Source organism: Calothrix sp. NIES-2100 (assembly GCF_963875285.1).
GTDB lineage: Bacteria > Cyanobacteriota > Cyanobacteriia > Cyanobacteriales > Nostocaceae > Aulosira.
Genome location: NZ_CAWNLA010000001.1, coordinates 6,079,178 through 6,100,547, shown reverse-complemented (window position 1 = coordinate 6,100,547; position 21,370 = coordinate 6,079,178). Strand labels below are relative to the sequence as shown.

18 protein-coding genes are annotated in these 21,370 nt (G+C 42.1%); 5 read left to right on the top strand and 13 right to left on the bottom strand.

The window, feature by feature from the left end; all coding sequences use genetic code 11:
- Positions 1-26: 26 nt before the first annotated feature.
- The 7 genes from AACU32_RS24755 to AACU32_RS24725 all read right to left on the bottom strand — a co-directional run bounded on the left by AACU32_RS24755 (position 27) and on the right by AACU32_RS24725 (position 7,644).
- A complete protein-coding gene (locus tag AACU32_RS24755) occupies positions 27-806 on the bottom strand; it encodes a photosystem II S4 domain protein (RefSeq protein WP_096603847.1) in 780 nt (259 codons plus the stop codon).
- Between the two features lie 245 nt (positions 807-1,051).
- On the bottom strand, positions 1,052-1,549 hold the full coding sequence (locus AACU32_RS24750) for a hypothetical protein (RefSeq protein WP_096603846.1): 498 nt from the start codon (positions 1,547-1,549) through the stop codon (positions 1,052-1,054).
- 238 nt (positions 1,550-1,787) lie between these two features.
- Positions 1,788-2,165: a hypothetical protein gene (locus AACU32_RS24745; protein ID WP_096603845.1), complete on the bottom strand. Its 378-nt coding sequence runs from the start codon at positions 2,163-2,165 to the stop codon at positions 1,788-1,790.
- Positions 2,166-2,387: 222 nt separating this feature from the next.
- Entirely contained in the window at positions 2,388-4,718 is a 2,331-nt protein-coding gene (locus AACU32_RS24740; RefSeq protein WP_096603844.1) for a TolC family protein, read from the bottom strand.
- A 103-nt stretch (positions 4,719-4,821) separates the two neighbouring features.
- On the bottom strand, positions 4,822-6,384 hold the full coding sequence (kaiC, locus tag AACU32_RS24735) for a circadian clock protein KaiC (RefSeq protein WP_096603843.1): 1,563 nt from the start codon (positions 6,382-6,384) through the stop codon (positions 4,822-4,824).
- A gap of 256 nt (positions 6,385-6,640) precedes the next feature.
- Positions 6,641-6,955, bottom strand: coding sequence for a circadian clock protein KaiB (gene kaiB, locus AACU32_RS24730; RefSeq protein ID WP_096608162.1), 315 nt, complete (start codon positions 6,953-6,955; stop codon positions 6,641-6,643).
- Between the two features lie 104 nt (positions 6,956-7,059).
- Positions 7,060-7,644 carry a KaiA family protein gene (locus AACU32_RS24725; RefSeq protein ID WP_339378246.1) on the bottom strand — a complete coding sequence of 195 codons (585 nt, stop codon included), beginning with the start codon at positions 7,642-7,644 and terminating at the stop codon, positions 7,060-7,062.
- 854 nt (positions 7,645-8,498) lie between these two features.
- Here AACU32_RS24725 and AACU32_RS24720 point away from each other — a divergent pair.
- Positions 8,499-11,882, top strand: coding sequence for an ATP-binding protein (locus tag AACU32_RS24720; protein WP_096603842.1), 3,384 nt, complete (start codon positions 8,499-8,501; stop codon positions 11,880-11,882).
- Positions 11,883-11,946: 64 nt separating this feature from the next.
- On the opposite strand, the gene AACU32_RS24715 is transcribed toward AACU32_RS24720, so the two are convergent.
- Entirely contained in the window at positions 11,947-12,108 is a 162-nt protein-coding gene (locus AACU32_RS24715; protein WP_339378245.1) for a hypothetical protein, read from the bottom strand.
- Between the two features lie 42 nt (positions 12,109-12,150).
- Positions 12,151-12,291: a ribbon-helix-helix protein, CopG family gene (locus AACU32_RS24710; protein ID WP_096608160.1), complete on the bottom strand. Its 141-nt coding sequence runs from the start codon at positions 12,289-12,291 to the stop codon at positions 12,151-12,153.
- Between the two features lie 51 nt (positions 12,292-12,342).
- On the opposite strand from AACU32_RS24710, the gene AACU32_RS24705 reads away from it, so the two are divergent.
- Complete coding sequence (locus AACU32_RS24705; protein WP_096603841.1) at positions 12,343-13,530, top strand: RNA-guided endonuclease InsQ/TnpB family protein; 1,188 nt, start codon at positions 12,343-12,345, stop codon at positions 13,528-13,530.
- On the opposite strand, the gene AACU32_RS24700 is transcribed toward AACU32_RS24705, so the two are convergent.
- Positions 13,508-15,376: an ArnT family glycosyltransferase gene (locus AACU32_RS24700; RefSeq protein ID WP_096603840.1), complete on the bottom strand. Its 1,869-nt coding sequence runs from the start codon at positions 15,374-15,376 to the stop codon at positions 13,508-13,510. The genes AACU32_RS24705 and AACU32_RS24700 overlap by 23 nt on opposite strands.
- 378 nt (positions 15,377-15,754) lie before the next feature.
- On the bottom strand, positions 15,755-16,384 hold the full coding sequence (locus tag AACU32_RS24695; protein ID WP_096603839.1) for a hypothetical protein: 630 nt from the start codon (positions 16,382-16,384) through the stop codon (positions 15,755-15,757).
- Between the two features lie 614 nt (positions 16,385-16,998).
- Between AACU32_RS24695 and AACU32_RS24690 the strand changes: the two genes are divergently transcribed.
- Both AACU32_RS24690 and AACU32_RS24685 read left to right on the top strand, forming a co-directional pair.
- Positions 16,999-17,331, top strand: a complete 333-nt coding sequence (locus AACU32_RS24690) for a DUF565 domain-containing protein (protein ID WP_096603838.1) — start codon at positions 16,999-17,001, stop codon at positions 17,329-17,331.
- A gap of 59 nt (positions 17,332-17,390) precedes the next feature.
- Positions 17,391-18,440: a glycerate kinase gene (locus tag AACU32_RS24685; RefSeq protein ID WP_096603837.1), complete on the top strand. Its 1,050-nt coding sequence runs from the start codon at positions 17,391-17,393 to the stop codon at positions 18,438-18,440.
- 103 nt (positions 18,441-18,543) lie between these two features.
- On the opposite strand, the gene AACU32_RS24680 is transcribed toward AACU32_RS24685, so the two are convergent.
- On the bottom strand, positions 18,544-20,001 hold the full coding sequence (locus AACU32_RS24680; protein ID WP_096603836.1) for a protein adenylyltransferase SelO: 1,458 nt from the start codon (positions 19,999-20,001) through the stop codon (positions 18,544-18,546).
- A 376-nt stretch (positions 20,002-20,377) separates the two neighbouring features.
- A complete protein-coding gene (gene rimJ, locus AACU32_RS24675) occupies positions 20,378-20,956 on the bottom strand; it encodes a ribosomal protein S5-alanine N-acetyltransferase (RefSeq protein ID WP_096603835.1) in 579 nt (192 codons plus the stop codon).
- 201 nt (positions 20,957-21,157) lie between these two features.
- On the opposite strand from rimJ, the gene AACU32_RS24670 reads away from it, so the two are divergent.
- Positions 21,158-21,367 (top strand): hypothetical protein, encoded by a 210-nt coding sequence (locus AACU32_RS24670; RefSeq protein WP_339378244.1) that lies wholly within the window; start codon positions 21,158-21,160, stop codon positions 21,365-21,367.
- The last annotated feature ends 3 nt before the right edge of the window (positions 21,368-21,370 follow it).

Below are 21,370 nucleotides of genomic sequence, written 5' to 3'. Positions count from 1 at the left end.
ACAAATGACCAATGACCAATGACTATTTACACATACCTAGTTAATTGCACCCGATAACGGTCTTTTTTAGTAACAGCAACTTCTCCAACTTCTAAACGTCCCTTACCGCGAATGGCGATTAAATCACCTGTTTTCACTTGAGAACTAGCTTGAGAAACTTCCTTCCAGTTAACGCGGACATCACCGGAGTCGATTAAATCAACCATTTTGCTGCGGGACATCCCAAAACCAGCGGAGGCGATCGCATCTAACCGTAAGGAAGCCTCAACAGTAGTCATTTCTTTTTTCTTCGGTTCGCGAACCTTTAACTCACTCGCATCAATTCGCTGGGTTTTCACCGGAACCGATCGCACTTGTTTGAGGCTCATCTCTAAAAATTCTGTCAACTCTGGTGCGACAATTACCTGTGCGCCTCGTTCACCCAGCACAATAATATCCCCGGTTTTTTCCCGAACAATTCCTGTCCCCAACATTGCACCTAAAAAGTCGCGGTGCGTCGCAGTATCAAACAAGAAATTACCAGCAATTTCTAATGCAACCAAAGCAACTTGGGATTGATCTAAAGGAATTTCAGCGCGGGCGATCGCTAGTCTTTGGCGTTCGGCTTGCGGATATCCACCCCAAGCCAGCAATTGCACCTCTGTTAATCGACTAAATACCCGTTGAATTTCTGCTAATTCTGGGGGCGACAGAAAATCTGTCAAAACCACTTCCCAGGTTTTGATTGCTTGTTCAGCCTGATCGATTACACGAGCTACACTATCTCGATTTTCAACGCTTTTTAAAAGTTCTTCTCTGGGCAACATTCTCAAAAATTACGAGTTTTGAGTATTAAGTCAATAATTACTCATGACCACTGTTTGATTCTAGCGCCATCTGAAGTATGTAGAGCCGTAGCGGCTGATCCGCGTTTAGATCTTTGGGGACTTACAAAAAATAAATTACCCATATTCCGTAGTGCGAGCCGAAAAGCTCGATGAATGAACATTAGCGAGCGTCTCGCTCGCACTACAAATTTTGCTGGTATTTAAAAAATTGGATGTCCCTTGATTTAACTATCTGCGTAACCTTGAATATTTTCTGGCTCAAACTGACGTAAAATTCGAGTTGCTTGTCGAGTCAGAGTTTCAGAACCCTGAACTACTATGAGATATTTACCTGCATCCAAGCGGTTGCGATAGGGTAAAGCATCACCACCGCCCGCAATCAAACCAACACCGCCACCAACAACTACACTACCCATAAAGCCACTGACAGCACCCAGTATTCCGCCGACAATGTGATTACCAACTTCTCCAGCCCAAGCAAAGGTATCCAAACCAGTGATCGCGCTGAAAGTGAAACCAGCAAAAAAGCCAAATGGTATCAACCAGAATGCCATGAGCCGGACTTGCTTTTTGGCTTGCTCTTTGGGGTCAATCAAGCCAAACTCATCTGCTGTTTTATATCCCTTACCAAGGATAGTACTTTTGATGGATTCTTTTTCTAAAGCTAAGTAAGCAGATTCAACTTGGATGCGGTCTGGTAATACAGCAACGAGGTAATTCATTGATTTAAGAAAAGTGCTCTTGAAAAAGTTTGCCTTTATTAACAGCGTACCAGTGCTGGGGATCTGGGGAGCAGAGGGGACAAGGGAGATGTGGTTCGACTGTGCGGTAGTTGAGTTTCGACTTCGCTCAACTACCGCGTAGTCGAAACTCACCAACCGGGAGATCGGAGAGACGCGGGGAAATGACAAATGACCATTGACAAATGACCATTGACAAATGACAAATGACTACTACCGATCACTTGAGCGCATCCAACGGCTCGCAAAAATTGTTCACGCCTTGTTTGAGAACATAGAGCAAAACTGGTACTGCCAAAATTTTCGGAAATGTCGGCATTGTATAAAGGTATTCCATCATCCTTTGAACTGAGCTATTGAGTAATTCATCCCGAAATTCTTGTTCACAAATCACAGCACGCCATTTTCTCGCCAAAGCATCTAACCACTCGGAATTTGCTCTTTCGGGTTCCTGTCCCGCCTTAATCGCGAGGGTCATGGCCGCATCTTCTAAATCTCCCTCACAATCCTCAATTAAGTCCAGTACTTCCATTGCTGTAGAATTATCTGTGAGTAGAGAGCGAAACTGTGCAATTTCTTGTGATGTCACTATAGTCATAAATTTTTTTATCAGCTGAGTAATTAAATACTCAGCTATGTTATTCCAATTTTGATTGATTATTCATCATCAGCCTTGCCAGAGAGAGCCTGGACAAGGGAGACGAGGGAGCAGCGGACACAGGGACAAGGAGGACTAATGACCAATGACCAATGACCAATGACCAATGACCAATGACCAATGACCAATGACCAATGACCCTTGACAATTGACCCTTGACTCTTAACGAAATGCTCTTAAGGTAACAGAGCGTTGTAACTGAGCCAAGGCGCGGTTGTAATCCAAAATCGCCCTGACGCGATTACCTTCAGCTCTTGTCAAATCATTTTCAGAGTTAATGACATCGGTTTGAGTACCTACACCTGCTTGGAAACGCAAACGCGCTAAACGTAACGCTTCTCTAGCTTGTTCTAAAGCTGTATTGGCGGTTTGAACATTTTCTAAATTAGCTTGCTGGTTAGAAAAGGCCTGTTCTACCTGAAATCGGATTTGGTTGCGTTGTTCGGCAAAGTTAGTTTCGGCGATCGCAATATTCGCTCTTGCTTGAGCTGCTCTTGCTCTAGCTGCTCCCCCATCAAACAAGTTCAGAGTTGCCCTCACTCCTACCGAATAACCATCGGCAACGCTGAGGTTATCATTAAACTGATCAAACAATTGGTAGCTCGCAACCAAACTCACCTGTGGGCCCAGAGCCGCCAGTGCTTGCCGTCTTTGTTGTTCGCCGATGTTCCGTTGTGCCAACAGTTGTTCTAAATCCGGACGGTTTTGGAAAGCTAGGATAATACTTTGTTCCAATGTTTTGTCCCAAAGACCAGCTAATTTCACAGGGTCTGCCGCACTAATATTCACCGATTGTGCCAAACTCAACCGAGTTGCTAACTGACGACGGGCGATTTGCTGCTGGGAAACAGCATTAGTTAAATCTTGTTGTGAGTTTGCTAAATTAACCTGAGAGCGCAGCACATCAAATCTGGTACCTACCCCAGCACGTTCTAAAGCTTCTGCATCCCGCAAACTAGCCTGAGCATTCGTTACAGCTGACTGGGCAATACGTACTTGTTCATCAGCTTGTTGCAGATTGTAGTAGTCGGTAGAGACATTCAACCGGATTTCCTCAGACTGATTCTCTACAGCCAATTGATTAAAACGTACCTGTTCTTCAGCTTGTCTAATGCTCGCCGACCTGCTACCAGAAGTATAGATATCATAGCTGATTTGTGCTTGAGTATTAAAATTCGTAGTTGCAGGAGCAGAGGGAATTGGTTGACGGAATGCAGGAGGTATGGCTTCTTGTTGCTGCTCTTGTAATTTCACCTGATAGGTATCTGAAACAGTGCGCTGACGAGTGATATCACTACTAATCCCAACAGTGGGAAATAGAGCAGCCTGTGCTTCACGTAGAGCGGCTTGACTACGCTCTAGTTCCAATTGAGACACCTGTAACTGCCGATTGTTACGCCTTGCTAACTCCAAAGCTTGCGCTAAAGTAATTGGCTGATTACTTTGAAGGGTTACTTCTTCTGGTTTGGTCGGATATTGCAAGGGATTAGGGTTGGGAATCACGTTCTCAGGAACCTGCACAGTACCAGGTGCTGGCGTTGTGTTTGCTGGTGCAGTCAACGTTGGTACAGTACCAGTTGGTGCTGGAGTTGTGGTTGCTGGTGTTGTTAACGTTGGTACAGTACCAGGTGCCGGCGTTGTGGTTGCTGGTGTCGTCAACGTTGGCACAGTACCAGGTGCTGGCGTTACTGTTGCTGGTGTCGTCAATGTTGGCACAGTAGCAGGTGCTGGCGTTACTGTTGCTGGTGTCGTCTGAGTATTACTCTGAGCTATCAGATCCCTAGCAGTCATTGTTTGTGAGCAACCAGCCCCAGAGTTCAGCTGTAAATACGCCTGGGAAACAGTTTTGTCTGTTAAGTTTTGCTGTGAGCAATTGGGAATTAAAAGCTGGTTCGCCGTTCCTGGATTCCTAGTTGCAACTAGTGAAACTGTTTGCAATTGAGTCTGTGGATTTTTCTTTGGGTTTGTTGGCTGCTGTGCAGAAGACACAAGCAAATTGTTGTTCTGGACAGCAGAGAGTTTTGAGTTAGAAGTAGGAATGACTATATTCTCTAATTGCTGCCCAGAAGTAGCTGAGTTATTCTGTTTTTGGTTATAGTCAGCAAAACTGCTAAAATCTGGCTTTTGGGCAGCATGAGTAGTAGATGACAAACTATAAAATCTACTTTGATTTACCCTAAGTATTTGTGCTTTTATCGAATTATCATTTCCGCTCCCAATGATTGGGATACTATGATGACTTAAAGGTTTTGCATTCGGCAAAGTCCCATTAGTAAAAGGTACTAGGCTGGGAATCTTCCGCTTTGCAGTGTACATCTGTGTATTAATGGCATCCGCAAGTAAGGTTTGACCATAATTAGCAGTCACAACACTACCAGAAGTTGCCATCTGTACTTTACTTACTTTGACAGTACCAGCCCAAGCCGGTTGGGTTGTTAGTACTGCTACTGTCACACCGGGCAAAAAACTATGAAATAATTGCTGTCCTTTCACCGCGTCCCCTCACACAAAATCAATCTAGCGGCAGAAAACTTTTCTTCACCACAGAATATAGTACGACAATAAATTAAGAAGAGAATATAGTACGATACCAAATTTAGGAATCGGAACTCTGTTTATCTTCAAAACGTTTGACTATCCGAGAAAGTTCCGCCTTTTCATCGATACTCACGCGCGTAGGCGAACCACTAATAATTCTTTCATAATGCCGGAAAGAATCTTGAATTTCTGGGCCGTCGGCGGTAATGTTATACTCGCGGATACCCTTATCATGCCAAGAACCCCGCATTTTGAAGACATTAATTGCCCGCGACATTTCTCCCCGAATTTCTACATACTGCAACATCAGTATTGTGTCAGTAATCGTAGAAATATGAGAGTCAGTAATAGAATGCGACCCCATAAATTGGTCAGTTGTGTTGGTAAAAAACCCTGTAATTTCTTCTTGCTTGGCGTAACCTGTAACGCCAATTACAAATTGCCGGAATGCGTTATTACTTACGCCTCTGGCTAACGCTGAAAGTGAGTCAATTGCAATCCTAGCTGGCTTAAACAGAGCAATTTCTGACTTAATAATTTGCAGGTGGTCTTCTAAACCAGTCGATTCGGGGTAGGTACAGATGATTTTGAGCAACCCTTGATGTTCTAATTCTTCAAAATTAATTCCCCATGAAGAAGCATTTCGCGACAGTTGGGCGCGAGATTCTTCATAGGCAAACAATATTGCCTGTTCCCCATTCAAGCAGCCGTCTTGGATAAATTTGCTGACTAATAAAGTTTTACCAGTACCTGTGGCTCCTGTCGCTAAAATGATCGAATCTTTAAAGAAACCACCACCACACATTTCATCAAGGGTTTTGACTCCAGACGAGACTCTGACATTAGAAGACCTTTGAGTCAAGCGCATTGCTCCTAATGGGAAAATATTGACTCCTTCATTGGTAATTGTAAAAGGATACTCACCTTTCATATGTGTCGTACCGCGCAGCTTGAGAATTTCAATGGTGCGGCGGCGGCGTTCTCCTTCTAAAACGTTGCGAACTATTACCACATTATCGGAAACAAATTCTTCCACGCCAAAAGAGGCCACAGGCCCATATTCTTCGCTACGTTCGGTAGTAATTACAGTGGTTACACTCAGCAGTTTGAGTCTTGCTACCAGGCGAAAAATCTCTCGCCGCACTACTCCCATTGCTTCATACTGCTGAAATACCGCTGTAATCGAGTCAATAGAAACTCTTCTAGCCTTGTATTTGCGAATGGCGTATTGCAACCGTTCAATCAAGGCCGAAAGGTCAAAGTTACCTACGATATCTTGACCCTCAGGATCGGGTGAAGCATCGAGAATAAACAGTTTGCCTTCGTCAATTAGACGTTGCAGATTCCACCCAAAAATATGGGCATTCTTAATGATATCGCTTGGTGATTCTTCAAAGGTAACAAATACCCCTGCCTCATCAAAGTAGGTGATCCCGTTATAGAGAAACTGTAGTGATAATAAAGTTTTGCCTGTTCCTGATGTACCGCTAACTAAGGTAGTTCTACCAATTGGTAAACCGCCATGACTAATATCGTCAAAGCCCTCGATCATTGTGCGGATTTTATCTACACCCCCAATTAACGGTGTTTTGCTTTGCTCTGCTTGGTCTTTTTCAATCATTGCTTGCTAAAAAAGGGGTATTTAACTCAGGTTTTATATTACTAATGTTTGGAGTAGGTCATGCAATTTTACGCTTAAATCTTTAATTAAAGGAGTATGAAGTGTCAAGCATAAAGAATGAAGTCAAAACTTTGGTATCTGCTTCGCCTCTCTTAGACAAAAAAATCTGAAAAAATCTGATTTTTCCAAATTTACAGCTGTTTTTTGGAAAAAACATGTGACTTCATCCTTTATACTTCATACTGAGCGCCTTTTTTTACTCTTCCCAGCTTTCTTCGTTCATTTCTTCATAAAGCAAATCCAATCCAATCAACACTCTTTCTCTGTCTGACAGGTCACCAATAATTTTGCGCACTGGCGGAGGCAAAATTTTCGATAATGTCGGTGTAGCTAATATTTTATCCTCTTCTGCTAGTTGGGGGCTTTTCAGAACATCAATTACTTTCAAAGCATAAACACCTTGAAACTCTTGGTCTAAGATGTCTTTTAGCGTTTTTAATGCCCGTACTGAGTTAGGTGTGTTCCCAGCTACATAAAGCTTGAGAACATAAGTTTTTCTTGCTTTAGTCATAAAGGTACAGGCTAGACTTGAGAAGAGAAATATAGGATAGGTTTGCGCATTGGTAACAATTAATGGCAAATGCTTTTGCCAAGTTGAACTTCGATACATTTACTTTATTTATATATCGAACACCTATAAGTTTCACACAGGTGAGCCAGAATATCTATTAATGTTAGACGGTAATCGAGTAGTGCTTCGTCACTTCTTCCTTCTAATCTCAGATGTTTGGCAAATTCGTCAATTATCTCCATGTGAATTTCAATGATTTGTGGCACAGGAATATTAGCACAAAACACTTCATTGATAAATTTATCAATTTTAGCTTTTAAGGTTTTTTCTGTAGTAAAGTAGTTTATTAGTATTTCTCGGTAATCAGATTTAATTTGGCGCAATAAATCTTCCCTGTCGTCTCCATCCATCTGCTGAAAAAGATCCTGGTGTTTTTGCTGATCAGATGCCAATAAATAGCAATCTTTTCTAGGAGAGATTTCTTTGAAGTTGGTTATCAACCAATTCATTAGATAATTGATATTATTAGCATCAATTGCAGCCAAGAGTAGAAGAGAAAAGTGCTTAATCTTGGCTTTCTTAATCCAGATACTCATCCACCTAGTCAAGCTTTCTGGAATGGCTAAGTTAGATTGATTATATAAATTTTTTTTAAAATTTGCTGGGAAAATAAAGATTGGTAATAACATTTGTGGTTTATAAATCTTCAAAAAACGCTGTGACCAAGTTTAGCGGGCAGATTCAACTGGGGATACAGTTCCCGGCTCAGTTGAGTTTTTAGGCAACAGAATGAATCCACATGTTGAGCATAGTTTGTGTCAGCCCAAGCGCTAAACACTCAAAACTTAATGCAGCTAGTAAGCCATCGGAGGAATGTAAGTTTTTGAGGCGTTGGTCATGGAGGGCGCTGTACTTAGTTGATATGCATATCTACCTCAATATGGGTTTGATTATTTCGCTCCTTGATAAGATACTTAAACGAACTTAAAAGATCGTCGCATTCTAAATCATTATAATTCCTCAAGGTTCTAAAGCGAATTTTTAGAGCCATAATTGTTTTTAGCTATTGCTATCGAGGAGGATTTTCAATACCAGGATGGTAGCCAAGAGTTCATTGCATTCAGCTATGCTCTATGTGAGTCAGCCGCTGTCGAGGCGGTTCACCTCTGTTTTAGACTGCCGAACCCTATGGGGATAAGGTAGCTAGGCGATCGCGCAGAGAAACGTGGGATGGAAATCAGATAATGGTATTTCTTGCCACACTTGCCGCTAGAAATACATTTTTTTTCTTTTGGTAAGCTCTAAATCCACCCTATTACCACAAGATGCCACCCAAAGGTAAAAATTTTGATAAAATTTACCTTCTACCCTTGATCTGTGCCCAGAGCATAGCTGCCTTGCTTGTGAATAGCGTTGAAATTGTAACGAGAATTCTTTATATAAAGTCTTCTTAAAGGATATTGCTTCAGGCATGAGCGCCATCGGCACTAACGGTGATGCTCTCTCTGGAGGCTTTCACAGGAAGAATGACCCCCGAAGCCTTATGTCAATGCTACAGTACCCGCTTTATGACTTTATAGCAAACGTACCTATCTGCGTAGAAACAAGTACTCTGGCAATGGTGCTGGAGATTTTTGAGCAAGAGCAGTGCGATCGCCTGGTGGTGGTAAATCAACAGCAATGTCCAGTGGGATTGCTGCACTCCGCCCGGTTAACACAAATATTGCTGGCTGCAGTGGGTGGCGATCGCTTGCATTTACAGCAGCCATTGTCAATTTTTAATTCAGCGCTCATTGAGCCAATCCAAACCATACCAGCTGCTGAACGTGTGGAACAATTTGGCTTGTTTTTGCGTTATCAACCAACTCAAATCAACCATAATAATTTAGATTGGGCGCTCATTGATCCTGAAGGCAAATTTTTGGGTTTGCTAGATAGTTCTAGGTTGTTGAGATTATTAGCTAGAGAGAAAGTGGCAATTTCTGAATTGTCTGTGGGCAGTTTTGCCGAATATGCAGAGGCAAGCCACCGAACAGATGTGATGATAGCAACGAACGAAAAAGCACAGACACCATTACAGCGCTCAGCATTATTCTCTCAGCCACTTATACAATTATTGGAACGACTGCCCTGGCCTTTGATGTTACAAACTAGTAGTGGCGAGGTAGTAGCACAAAATCCCGCTTGGTGGCAGCAGCTGGGAGCATTGAAAGATCCAGAAGCAGTCAGGCAACAAGTGGAGAGAATATTTGCTGCCAGTCTGGCCAAACAGCCAGAATATGCTGCACATAAAGGTTACAAAATTCAAAACCAGGTAACGGAAAATGGATATAACGCCCCAGAGCCACCTACACCCCTGAAATTTTATCCCCCAGACAATTCGCGATCGCCACAGTCAAAAGGTTTGTCCGGCCGCTTGGAAGCAAACAACTTACAGGATCAGCATACCACAACAACTACATCTAGCCAATGTTTTTGGGATAGCCTTTTAGGTACTTGTACTTGTATTGTGGAAGTGCAAAATGGTCAAGAGCGAGTCTGGCAGTTTGCCAAAATTCCCCTGGATAGTACAGAGTTAAGAGTCTTGGGTGTTGAGTCGGACTTGTCTATTGGGAATCAAGACTCGGGAATTGGCAATAACGATCTGTGGCTAGTGTTAGCGACTGATGTGACTGAGCAACAACAGCTTTGTAAAGAACTGGCAGCGAAGAATGCTGATCTGATTCAATTAAATCGGTTAAAAGATGAGTTTTTAGCTTGTATTAGTCACGAACTTAAAACCCCTTTGACTGCGGTGTTAGGGTTATCCCGGTTGCTGGTAGATCGGCAGTTGGGAGAATTAAACGAGCGTCAAGCCCGTTATGCTGGGCTGATTCATCAAAGCGGTCGGCACTTGATGAGTGTAGTCAACGATATCTTGGATTTAACCAGGATGGAGACAGGGCAGATGGATTTGACTCTCGCCCCAGTAAATATTAGTGCAGTGTGCGATCGCGCTTTATCAGAAGCCAAAGCTTTGCACACACAAACGACTAAAAGCAAATCACCCAGCCCATCTCAAGTAGAACGCGCCAGCAATCATCGATTTACGATCGTCATTGAACCGGGCTTAGAGCAGATGGTAGCCGATGAATTACGTCTGCGGCAAATGCTGATACACCTGTTTTCCAATGCCTTTAAGTTTACGGAAGTCTCTGGAGAAATTGGTTTGCGGGTGAGTCACTGGGAAGGCTGGATTGCTTTTACAGTCTGGGATACAGGTATTGGTATTCCTGAACATCAACAACACTTAATCTTCCAAAAATTTCAACAACTGGAAAATCCCTTGACTCGGCAATTTGAAGGAACTGGTTTGGGGCTAGTGTTAACTAGGGCTTTAGCAAGACTACACGGTGGGGATGTCAGCTTCTTGTCTCGCGAAGGTAAAGGTAGTCAATTTACACTGCTTTTACCACCTAGTCCACCCAAAACAGGTTTTACTGATTCCGAGGAAGGAATTACAGACGATGGCGAGACAGTAAACACCAGTACCAGGAGTATTTCCCCATCAGCACGTCAGCTTGTCAACAGAGGAACACAGCATCATACCACATCCTCCCAAAGGTTGATTTTAATAGTTGAGGCAGTAGCTAGATATATTGAAGACTTAACTGAGCAACTCAAAGCTTTAGGTTATCGAGTAGTAATTGCGCGTTCCGGAACAGAAGCAGTAGAAAAAGCTCGTCGCTTGCAGCCAAAAGCTGTATTCTTAAATCCGCTCCTACCTCTATTGTCAGGTTGGGATGTGCTGACTTTACTGAAATCCGATGCTGTAACTCGCCATATTCCCTTAATTGTGACAGCGACGGGAGCCGAAAAGGAGCAGGCATTTGCCAATCGAGCTGATGGTTTCTTGAGCTTACCAGTACAGTCTCAGGCATTAGCACCACTATTAGAAAGTTTATGTGCTACACCAAAAATTCCCCAATCACAATTAGACAGTAATGAAATTTCTGTCACCAATACCCCTCTGCGAATTTTGAGATTAGTAAATCCTGAGTTGGAATCAGTTAATCCCCAAACTTCATTGCGAGAACACCGAGTTATCGAAGTCGATGATCTAGATCAGGCAGATCTTTTAGCTCGAGTTTGGCAATTCGATGTAGTTTTGCTAGATGTGGAAAGCCCGGTAGCACAAAATTACCTACATCAACTCAGTCAACACCCGCGATTGGCGGCGCTACCGCTAGTGACTTGCGATGTCGTAACTACCCTAGCAGCTTCCCAAATACCAGGGCTATCTGTATTTCCTTGCTTACAACCATTGGGCAAAGACAACAGCAGTACCAGCAAAACAAATGCTTTATTGTCAGTGCTGCAAATTGCCGCTGGTATATCTTGTCCACCAAATATTTTAGTGGTGGATGTAACCAAGCTCAGAGATTTGCCACAGGGAAGACGCAAGCAAATCAAGGGCGATCGCCCAGATAAAAACTCCTCAATGAGTAAAGAAACTGCTGAACGCGGATCTGAGTGGTTCCAAGCTTTAATTCAGTACTTGCAAACAGCAGGTTTGAAAGCCGCGATGAGTAATTGTTGGACAGAAGTACTACAACAAATTCGCCACCAAAGCGTTGACTTGTTACTAATTTGCTTAGGAGAATCTTCTATTCCTAAAGAATTGCTCAAAGCATTAAAAGCATTGGCAGATTTACCGTTCAATTTGCCGCCAATTTTAATACTCGATCAACGATTAGATCGTTCTGGTGCGATCGCCCGGACTCAAATTCCCCAGTCGGTAATTGAAAAACCGAAAAAAAATGGCTTAGAAACCATAGAAACTATAGTAAATGAAATTTCCGCCCACATTTTACCGCGCTCGATTTCAATGGAAGACTTATTAAACGAAGTTAATCAAGCTTTGACTGTCAATCGTCAACATCGATGAGAACAAGGGGACAGTGAGTGGTTCGGCTTGGCGGTAGTTGAATCTCGACACTTCTGTGAGCTTCTCAGTGCATCGCTTGGCGGTAGTTGAATCTCACCAACCGGGACTGGAGAGTGGAGTTCCAACCCTCATTAATGAAGTTCCAAGCCTCATTCACGGAGTTCAAAGACTCATAGCCCACCACCAGCCCCATACCCAATAACAACTGACAACTGACAACTGACAACTGACTATTGACCGAAAATAATGGGATACAAGCCCCGTCCTTCTAGGACGGCTTTTTATTAATTTTTAGTTTCCTCACCAATTCTCTAAGTACATCGGATTTCGTTCTTTTGGTTGTTTGGCAGTATTCCTCAAGATGCGCCAACTCTTCTTCTGTTAGCCGGAAAAACACACTTTTATTCATCGCTTTGTATGTCATTACGATATACAATAATAACAGATTTCCGTAAAATCAATGAAAGCAAGATATCAGTATCGCTTCTACCCAACAGACCAACAGCAACAGCTTTTAGCTCAGTTGTTTGGTTGTGTCCGTGTGGTGTGGAATGATGCGTTGGCTATCTGCAAACAGTCCGAGAAGCTACCAAGTAACAGCGACTTGCAAAAGTTAGTGATTACTCAAGCTAAAAAGACATTGGAGCGTTCATGGTTGTCTGATGTTTCCAATATCCCGTTACAGCAATCTGTTGCTGATTTAGGAGTTGCCTATAAAAACTTTTTTGACTCCCTCAAGGGTAAGCGCAAAGGTAAAAAAGTCAGTAGCCCTAAATTTAAAAAGAAAACAGGGAGACAATCAGCAAGATTTAGGATTGGTGGATTCTCAATCAAAGGAGATGAAGTATATCTAGCCAAAATTGGTAATGTTAAGCCTCTAAAGTCAAGGCAGTTACCATCTGCACCAAGTAGCGTAACTGTTATTAAAGATACTGCTCACCGCTATTTTCTCAGTTTTGTTGTAGAGGTTGAGTCTATTCGTATTGATGCAAAAAACCAAAGCATTGGTATTGATTTAGGAATTAAAACCTTTGCGGTTATGAGCAATGGTGAGAAAGCAATCAGTCCTGATTACTTAAAGAAAGACCGCAAGATTCGGAAACTACAACGCAAGCTAGCAAGGCAACAAAAAGGCTCTAAACGCCGTGAAGTTACGAGAATTAGGGTTGCTAAACGACACAATCAAATTGCAGATACCCGCAAAGATTTTCTGCATAAGTTATCAACCAAAGTAGTCATTGAGAACCAAGCTATTGTTTTGGAAGATTTGAATATGTCGGGAATGGTTAAAAATCGCAAGCTAGCAAGAGTGATTAGCTTGCAAGGCTGGCGAGAATTCCGGGTATTTTGTGAAGCTAAATCTGAAAAGCTTAGTCGAGATTTCAGAGTAATTAACAGATGGGAACCCACTAGTCAAACTTGTTCTTGTTGTGGGTATCGATGGGGCAAGATTGATTTGTCTGTTCGCTCAGTGTTGTGTTTGAACTGCAATACTGAACACGACAGAGATGAGAATGCGTCCCGAAATATAGAAATGGTCGGCATGGGGCATCGGCACGACCTTAAACGGGCGGGGAGCGACTGTCAGACTACTCCGGTAGCAAGTTGCTGTGAACCGTCAAGAATCACCGACGTAGAACGTCGGTGAGTATGTCAATATTCGACGATATATCTAATTTTTGATTTTTGATTTTCTTCACAGGAACTCGCGTGAGATAATAAGCTCCCTTGCTGCTGAGGTGCTGATACTCATCGGGTTGTAAGTCCATTGCTACAAATCTGTCTTGTTCAGCTAGCAGTAGAACAGAAGCAGCTTTGACTGATTTGGTAGTCTGCTGGTGAATATAATCTACAACTTCTGGGGAAGATGATAAGTACTTGACGTGCTGATGGCTGTAAAACACTACACTAGGTTTTTTAAAGCCCAGCATGACTACTTCTTCATTTGGTTGTTTGATTTTACTGACAAGTACAGACAATTCCCGTAAAGGTAGCTGACGCTGCTGATCCATGACTAACAAAGCAGGCATCAAAACTACAATAAAAAAGGCGATAAATCCCAGTAAATTGGCATTAATAATCCATTGCCAACGGCGAGTGAGAATAAAAGCGGCAATAAAAATCGCTGTCAGCAGCCAAATTAAACCACCCAGCACTGGTAAACCTAACTCTTGAATGGAGTTATATAAATTGGGTGCAGCGGGATCGTAGCCGACTAATTTAGTTACTTGCCACAGTCCTACTGCGATCGCTGATAAAAATACTACATTGACCCAGGCACTCCAGACAAATGATGCAGGGGCTGGGGAACGCTTCTGTTGTGTATCTGGGATGAAGTCACTCCATAATAGGGCTACCATAATGGCTGCGGCTGGCATTAATGGCAATACATAGCTGGGAAGTTTGGTGACAGCTATTGTAAAAAAGCCAAAAACGCCAAGAAACCAGATACAAGCAAATAAACCCAATTGCTGAGAACGTTCTTGAGAGAGCCAGTGCGATCGCTGCCAAAATTTCAGTCTGAGCATGGCAGCTGGCAGATAGACTGAGTATGGAGCAAAGCCTAACAGGACTACGAGAAAGTAAAAATACCAAGGTGCTGAGTGACCGTTAACTACTTCTGTAAAACGTTCTATGTTGTGATAACCAAAAAAAGCATTAATATAAGTCCAGCCATTGCGCCAAATTACTAGCGCATACCAGGGAACTGATAATAATAAAATAATTAACATCCCTAGCAGAACATGCATTTCCCGCCATACTTCTCTTAGCTTTCCTTGATAGAGGACAAATGCACCAATAATGATCCCCGGTAGGACAATGCCTACAGGCCCTTTGGTTAAAATTGCTCCAGCTATGAGTACATAACAGGCTAAGTACCATTTATTTGGTAATTTGGAATTGGCTAAGGGCTGGGAATTCCCGGCGTATCCCAGAAAAAAGCACAGCAAGGCTGATGCTATGCACCCAGTCAGCAGCATATCCGAGACACCAATTCGTCCCCAAGCGATCATTTCTGGGGTTAGCGCCATGATAGTTGCTGCTACACCAGCTGTTAAGTAACGGCGCACAGGACGTGAAACTTGTTCTAATTCATCCTGCCTAGCTAATGACCAATGTACTGTGTAAAAGGCTAAACCAATCACGCCCATCGCTGCTAAGACTGACGGAATGCGCGCTCCCCACTCATTTACACCCATAATCGCATAGGCGATCGCTTGACACCAGTAAATTAAAGCAGGCTTATCAAAGCGAGTCTCACCATCAAAAAAGGGGGTGATCCAATCCCCGGTAATCAACATTTGTCGGGAAGCTTCCGCAAACAGTGGTTCTGTTTCATCCACCAAGCCAATGTTGCCTAAATTCCAACCATAAGCTATCCAACCAATTACAATCAACCACAGAACTGATACAGTCACAGCAAGGGCTGGACGCTGTAGTATATTCTTAAACCACTGGTCAACAGTTTGGGGAAAGCTCACTTTCATCTTCATTACTTATCTGTCAATGGTTAATAGCCTACAGTCTTTAGTCGTTGGCTAGTCATATTTTGTTCTTTAATTATCAGAAATATTGCGAAAACCCCAAAGTTAATCCTGGACTGACTCTGAGCCTCTGGCTATCACATTACAAGATTAATTTTGATGGGCTGCGAGATTGCCGGTATCTAACCCCTCGCAACCCCAAAGAAATTATCTGCTCAACGACTATAATCTTCACTATTCGTAAGTAAGTCGGTGGAAATAAACCCAACTATGTTAAGAAACGTAAATATGTTTGAAATCCTTACCAATGACAAATGACCAAGGACAAATGACAGCCTGAGCCAGTTATCTTTAATTTCGCCGACCTACTTAATTACGAATTAGTCATTATTCTTGAGTCAGTATCAGTTGCCATTCTTGCTTTTGGGAATCCCATTTAGGTAGAGATGTTTCCCCAACTACATAAGGGCCCCAGTAGCGACGAGAACCATCTTGGGCAAAAGCTACTACAATATCTCCCTTCTCTAGTTTTAAGTTACCGTTCGGTAAAGATAGCAGCATTCCCTTTTCACTCCCTTCTTGGGGAGCGAAATCCCAATGTGCGGGAATCTCATGCTGGGTTTTGTTCGCCGAATTACCCCCCGACTGTCGCGCTAGTAGGGCTAGTCGCACAGGCTGATTGGTTTGATTACTCATGCGCAAAGTTCCTTGAGCTTTGGCATTTGCAATTGAGTCTTGACTATATGCTAAGCGAGGAGTATCCTTACTTGTGCTATATTCTACTTGTGTACTTGCGGTAGTTACTGGATTGGAAACATTTGTAGAGCTAAATGTTTTATCAGCAACAGATGAAGTTTGATTAGTTATACCCTGAGTCCTTTCATTGGGCTGTGATGAAGCTGAATCTGGATCTGTAGTCTCAAAAGAAACACTCATGCCCAAGCACCCCACCAGTAACCCTAACAGTCCTAAAGAACAGGTTAGAACAGCAGCGTTACGATACACTGACGTTTTCATTTTGATAGTTATTAGAAATAAGTATTTGTCTAGGCTTGACCAAATGGTAGCCTATTCTTGGAAGTGGCAAGTACAGGAACTGCCTACTGTAGAGTCTCCTGAAACCAAGTCATGCTATGTATCATAAATAGCATTTTCAGGAAACATACTAGCAACAAGAATTACCTTAATTCTCGCTCACAAAATCAGGTAGAAACCTGATGAATCAAGGCACTATTTTCCCACAAATGTGAAATACAACTAACAATATGATACATAAGTAGCAAATTTATTCGTAGAAGCACAAAGAGCTATTTTGATTTTAGAAGTAGCGATCGCAACAAAGAATATGGCGGCAAACCCTCAGATTTATCTGGGGGATGAACTTCATTTTTCTTAATATTTCCCACTTCATCTTCTAAGATAACTCTTCTGGTTGAGGGGTGATACCTCACAAACAAAAATTTTTTGCAAAGCTGCCTTTTCTGGGAGATGAGGCAATGTATAAAATGTGATCAACACTGAAAAACCGATAGATATTTAAACTATTACTCAAACAAGCTTATGCTAAAACCGATATCCTCAAAAAGAGGAATATTTCATGATTTCTTGACTTTTCGATTGTAGTCCCAATCATGCAAAACACCAGGCTGAATAACTTGCTTGAAACCATTGCTAGCCGCTTGAGTCAATGGTTTCTCAACCCTTGGCGGCGGTTGTCGCTACTGATAATGAGTTTTTTGTTTGGTACTTTTCTGGGAACAGCAATTTCCACTACAGCTGGACAGAAAGCGGAATTGGACATTGTTGTCGCCGCATTTTTAGTATTTTTCACAGAAATTACTAGCAGAATATTCTACAGCCGTAGTTTTTTATCCAAGCGATCGCTCCTTTTAGAATCGCTAAATATTCTCAAAGTTGGTTTCACCTACAGTCTGTTTATTGAAGCCTTGAAGCTGGGTTCGTAGGTTGTCATTTGTCATGAGTCATTTGTCATTTGTCATTTGTCATTGGTAGGGGGAAGAGAATGGATTTATGGCTGGGTGAAATTTTAATCGCGGGTAAAGCTTCGGAAACTTGGCGACAAAAAGCTAAAGCAGCAGCTTTAGCAGATAATTTGCGGGCGCAAGCTTTTGGGATCACAGCCGAAAACGTGAATGAAGTTATCCAAATGCGATCGCAATTACTCGAGTCTATCCTGCCAGCTTTTAGGGAATTTTGCCAAACAACCCTGCAAGCACAACCCCAACAGATGTTAACTGTTCTCTGGGATTTGTGGCTACCTTTAGCAATCAAGATAGCATCACTACGGCAAAAATTGGCATATCCCTTAATTCAGGGAATTTTAGGAGTACAGGGAACGGGTAAAACCACCATGTCTAAAGCGCTGACTTTGATTCTTCAACAGCTAGGATACCGTACCCTAAATTTATCATTGGATGACCTATACAAAACCTATAGCGATCGCCTACTTTTAACACAACAAGACCCCCGCTTAATTTGGCGAGGTCCACCAGGAACCCACGATATTGATTTAGGCTTAAATTTACTCGACCAGATTCACCAGTCCCAAAGTCCGGTAATTGTTCCTCGGTTTGATAAATCAGCTTACAACGGTGCAGGCGATCGCACTACCCCAGAAATTGTCACAGATGTAGATATTTTGCTATTTGAAGGTTGGTTTGTGGGAGTAAGACCAATTGCTCCCCAAGCTTTTGATAACGCACCACCACCCATTCTCACCGAAGAAGACCGCTCATTTGCCCGTGATATGAATCATCAGTTACAGAACTATCTACCCCTGTGGCAGCGCTTGGATAGTTTAATAGTTTTATATCCCACCGATTACCGCAGTTCTTTAACATGGCGCAAACAAGCAGAACAGCAGATGATCGCAGCAGGTAAACCAGGAATGTCTGATGCAAAAATAGAGCAATTTGTCAAATACTTTTGGCGATCGCTACACCCAGAGTTATTTATTAAACCATTGATCGCGTCTCCCCAATTAGTTGATTTGGTAATTGAGATTAATTGCGATCGCAGTTTGGGAAAAACTTACACCAATTCCCGCAGTTAAATCAATAGCATCAAGAAACTGGAAGGGAGATGAGGGAGACGCGGCGATAAGGTTACACGGAGAATCACAACTGACAACTGACAACCGACAACTGACAAATTACCTAATTCCCCGATTGAATTTTATCAATTAATTCATAAAATGGCTGCCAATTATCTGACTGCGCAATTGGTTCCCAAACTGATTCAATCACAGGTCTTAATAAAGCTGTTTTCGGATTGTAACGATGCAGATTTTGGGCAATTGTATCCATTTGTTCAGGGGCAAAATTATTTAAAGTTTTATGGTACAAAATACACCAATTATCAAAAATTGCTGATGCTCCTGTAGCTGGAACAATCTCGCAATCATGCAAAACAAACGCCGGATCATCTCGCCAATTAGCTGCAAAGGTACGCGCCATTTCTGAGAAAAATTGGTGATAACCAACTTGGCTATCTTGTAAAAATTCAAGTGTTAGGGGAAAAAGCTCATCAAGTTCCGGCGCTAGTAACTGATCAAAGCCTAACTTCTTTAACATCAAAGAGCGGTATTCAGCGCGATAATATTCATCAAAACTAGCTAATCCATACTCCATGTCACTTTTATCTATGATTGCTTTTAAAGGTTCCTGGAGCATGTCTAAATTTAATTTACAAATTCCTGCCTGATGGCTGTAACAATAGCGTCTATAATAATCAAAATACGCAGCAGTAAAATAGGGATCGTAAGTCGGAATAAACGCATAAGGGCCGTAGTCAAAACTCTCGCCAGTAATTGACATATTGTCAGTATTTAACACTGCATGACAAAAGCCTGCTGCCATCCACTGAGCTACAAGTTCTGCTATTCTTTGCACTAATTCTGCATAAAACAGCGCATATTTATCTGATTCTGTAATTAAATGCTGATAATATTGCTCAATTACATGGTCTAATAACTTTTGACTTAAATCAGGACGGCGTAAATAGTGTAAGCGCTCAAAAGTACCAAAGCGAATATGAGAATTGCTCATTCTCACCATTACAGATGAGCGAGTTGGTGAAGGTTCATCACCCCGCCATAGAGATAAACCTGTTTCAATCATAGTCAAACAACGGGAGGTGCGTACACCCAGGTATTGCAAAGCTTCCGCAGCCAGAACTTCTCGAACTCCACCTTTGAGTGTCAGCATCCCATCACCACCACGGGAGTAGGGAGTTTTACCAGAACCTTTTGTGCCAAAATCGTACAATTCGCCATCAATACCGCGCACTTGTCCGTAAAGAAAACCTCTTCCGTCACCCAAACCAGAATTATATTCCCCAAATTGGTAGCCATGATAACGTAAGGCTAACAAAGGTTTACGCTCTTGAAATTTACCAAAGGCGTTAATGAAATCTTCATCGGTGACTGCTTGAGGATTTAATCCTAAACGCGGTAGCAGTGAGTCGTTGCGCCAGCGCAGGATATGTTGCGGAAATTCTGCTGCTGCTACTTCGTCGTAGTAGTCATCGCCTAAAGATTCTAAGGCTGGTTCGTATTGGAGAGTAAGAAAAGGATTGCGAGAATTTGTTTGGTTGGGAGTTTCAGCCAGAGTCATTACAAGTAAAGCTTGATTTATTCTTCTCTTAATACTACCTCTGGCATTAATCGTTCATGCAAAAGTTTTGATGAGTTCGTAGTCAGCACTTCACCCGCATTTCTTACAAGCAGTAGGGGCGGGTTCACAGATATAATCCAATCATTCTCGACTATCTTGCTTAACCCACCCCTACCAACTGACCGATACTGAAAGAAAAAAGTGGGGAATTAGATATTGCTATCCTATTCCCCCTTCACCTGGTGTTGCTGAAGCAACTTGGTATGAACACTAATTACTATGACAGTCAATTGTGGCGTTGCTGTGTATTCTGTATGGATTTACCATGAAATTTTCTGTTTGCTATAACCAGTAGCGAAACACTCTCCAACACGATTTAGCTAAGAGTTGGTTGTTGCCAGTTAGGATTAGTGAGACTAGTCAGAATATGATCTTGCCATTGCCCATTAATTAATAAATAGTCCCTAGCATATCCTTCAACAACAAAGCCAAGCCTTTTAAGCACATTACCACTACGTTGATTGTGCGGCATGTAATTTGCCATGATCCGGTGCATATTTAATTCTGTAAACACATAATCAGTAGCTGCTTTCAGCGCTTCTGTCATATAGCCTTTACCTTGTTCAGCTTCTGCCAGACTATAACCCACATAGCAGAAATGAGCAGCACCACGCACAAAATTACTGAAATTGATAGTGCCAATAATTTTAGTCAGGCTTGTTTTCGGATAAATAAATAATTTTAAGGAATGATTATTGATAAATTCTAGTAAATTACCTTCAACCTGATATTGCCAATATTGTTCTGTAAAGAAATCCTCAGCCCACAGTGGGTAAAATGGAGTCAAATAATTTTTATTTTCACTAAAATATTTGAGAATTTGGGGAATATCCTCTTGGATACCGATTCTTAATAAAAGGCGATCGCTCGTTATCAATGGCAGTTCTGATTTCATAAAATAGATGATTAACTCAATTTTTTACCAAAAAATTTGGGATATTTTAAGCTTTCTGCTGCCTATTACATGTAAAGGGTCAGATAAATGTAATGTAGTTGACAGAAATTTAATGAGCATCGCTCACAATTGATAAATTTAGCAGCAGTCAGCCAAGCTGTACGATCCGACTTGAGGAATTTCTACCCAAAGGTTAGCACTGTGGTTGTTTGGGAGATAACTTTGTTTACAGGTAATCTACTGGAAAACCAAAATCTTGATAAGCTGAGTTTTAATATCTATAAGCAAATGGATGGAAAAGCGATCGCCAATCAAGCACAATCAGCAGCGTTACAGAAGTGCGATCGCTTTGCCAAATGCGGTATCTTGGGATATTCAACAAAAAGACAGCTCTTGGTAAATCCAGTCTGAAGA

Coding starts and splice junctions, on each gene's coding strand:
- AACU32_RS24755 (WP_096603847.1), bottom strand. CDS start 806: ATGTTGCCCAGAGAAGAACTTTTAAAAAGCGTTGAAAATCGAGATAGT.
- AACU32_RS24750 (WP_096603846.1), bottom strand. CDS start 1,549: ATGAATTACCTCGTTGCTGTATTACCAGACCGCATCCAAGTTGAATCT.
- AACU32_RS24745 (WP_096603845.1), bottom strand. CDS start 2,165: ATGACTATAGTGACATCACAAGAAATTGCACAGTTTCGCTCTCTACTC.
- kaiC (WP_096603843.1), bottom strand. CDS start 6,384: ATGATTGAAAAAGACCAAGCAGAGCAAAGCAAAACACCGTTAATTGGG.
- kaiB (WP_096608162.1), bottom strand. CDS start 6,955: ATGACTAAAGCAAGAAAAACTTATGTTCTCAAGCTTTATGTAGCTGGG.
- AACU32_RS24725 (WP_339378246.1), bottom strand. CDS start 7,644: ATGTTATTACCAATCTTTATTTTCCCAGCAAATTTTAAAAAAAATTTA.
- AACU32_RS24720 (WP_096603842.1), top strand. CDS start 8,499: ATGTCAATGCTACAGTACCCGCTTTATGACTTTATAGCAAACGTACCT.
- AACU32_RS24710 (WP_096608160.1), bottom strand. CDS start 12,291: ATGAATAAAAGTGTGTTTTTCCGGCTAACAGAAGAAGAGTTGGCGCAT.
- AACU32_RS24705 (WP_096603841.1), top strand. CDS start 12,343: ATGAAAGCAAGATATCAGTATCGCTTCTACCCAACAGACCAACAGCAA.
- AACU32_RS24700 (WP_096603840.1), bottom strand. CDS start 15,376: ATGAAGATGAAAGTGAGCTTTCCCCAAACTGTTGACCAGTGGTTTAAG.
- AACU32_RS24695 (WP_096603839.1), bottom strand. CDS start 16,384: ATGAAAACGTCAGTGTATCGTAACGCTGCTGTTCTAACCTGTTCTTTA.
- AACU32_RS24690 (WP_096603838.1), top strand. CDS start 16,999: ATGCAAAACACCAGGCTGAATAACTTGCTTGAAACCATTGCTAGCCGC.
- AACU32_RS24685 (WP_096603837.1), top strand. CDS start 17,391: ATGGATTTATGGCTGGGTGAAATTTTAATCGCGGGTAAAGCTTCGGAA.
- AACU32_RS24680 (WP_096603836.1), bottom strand. CDS start 20,001: ATGACTCTGGCTGAAACTCCCAACCAAACAAATTCTCGCAATCCTTTT.
- rimJ (WP_096603835.1), bottom strand. CDS start 20,956: ATGAAATCAGAACTGCCATTGATAACGAGCGATCGCCTTTTATTAAGA.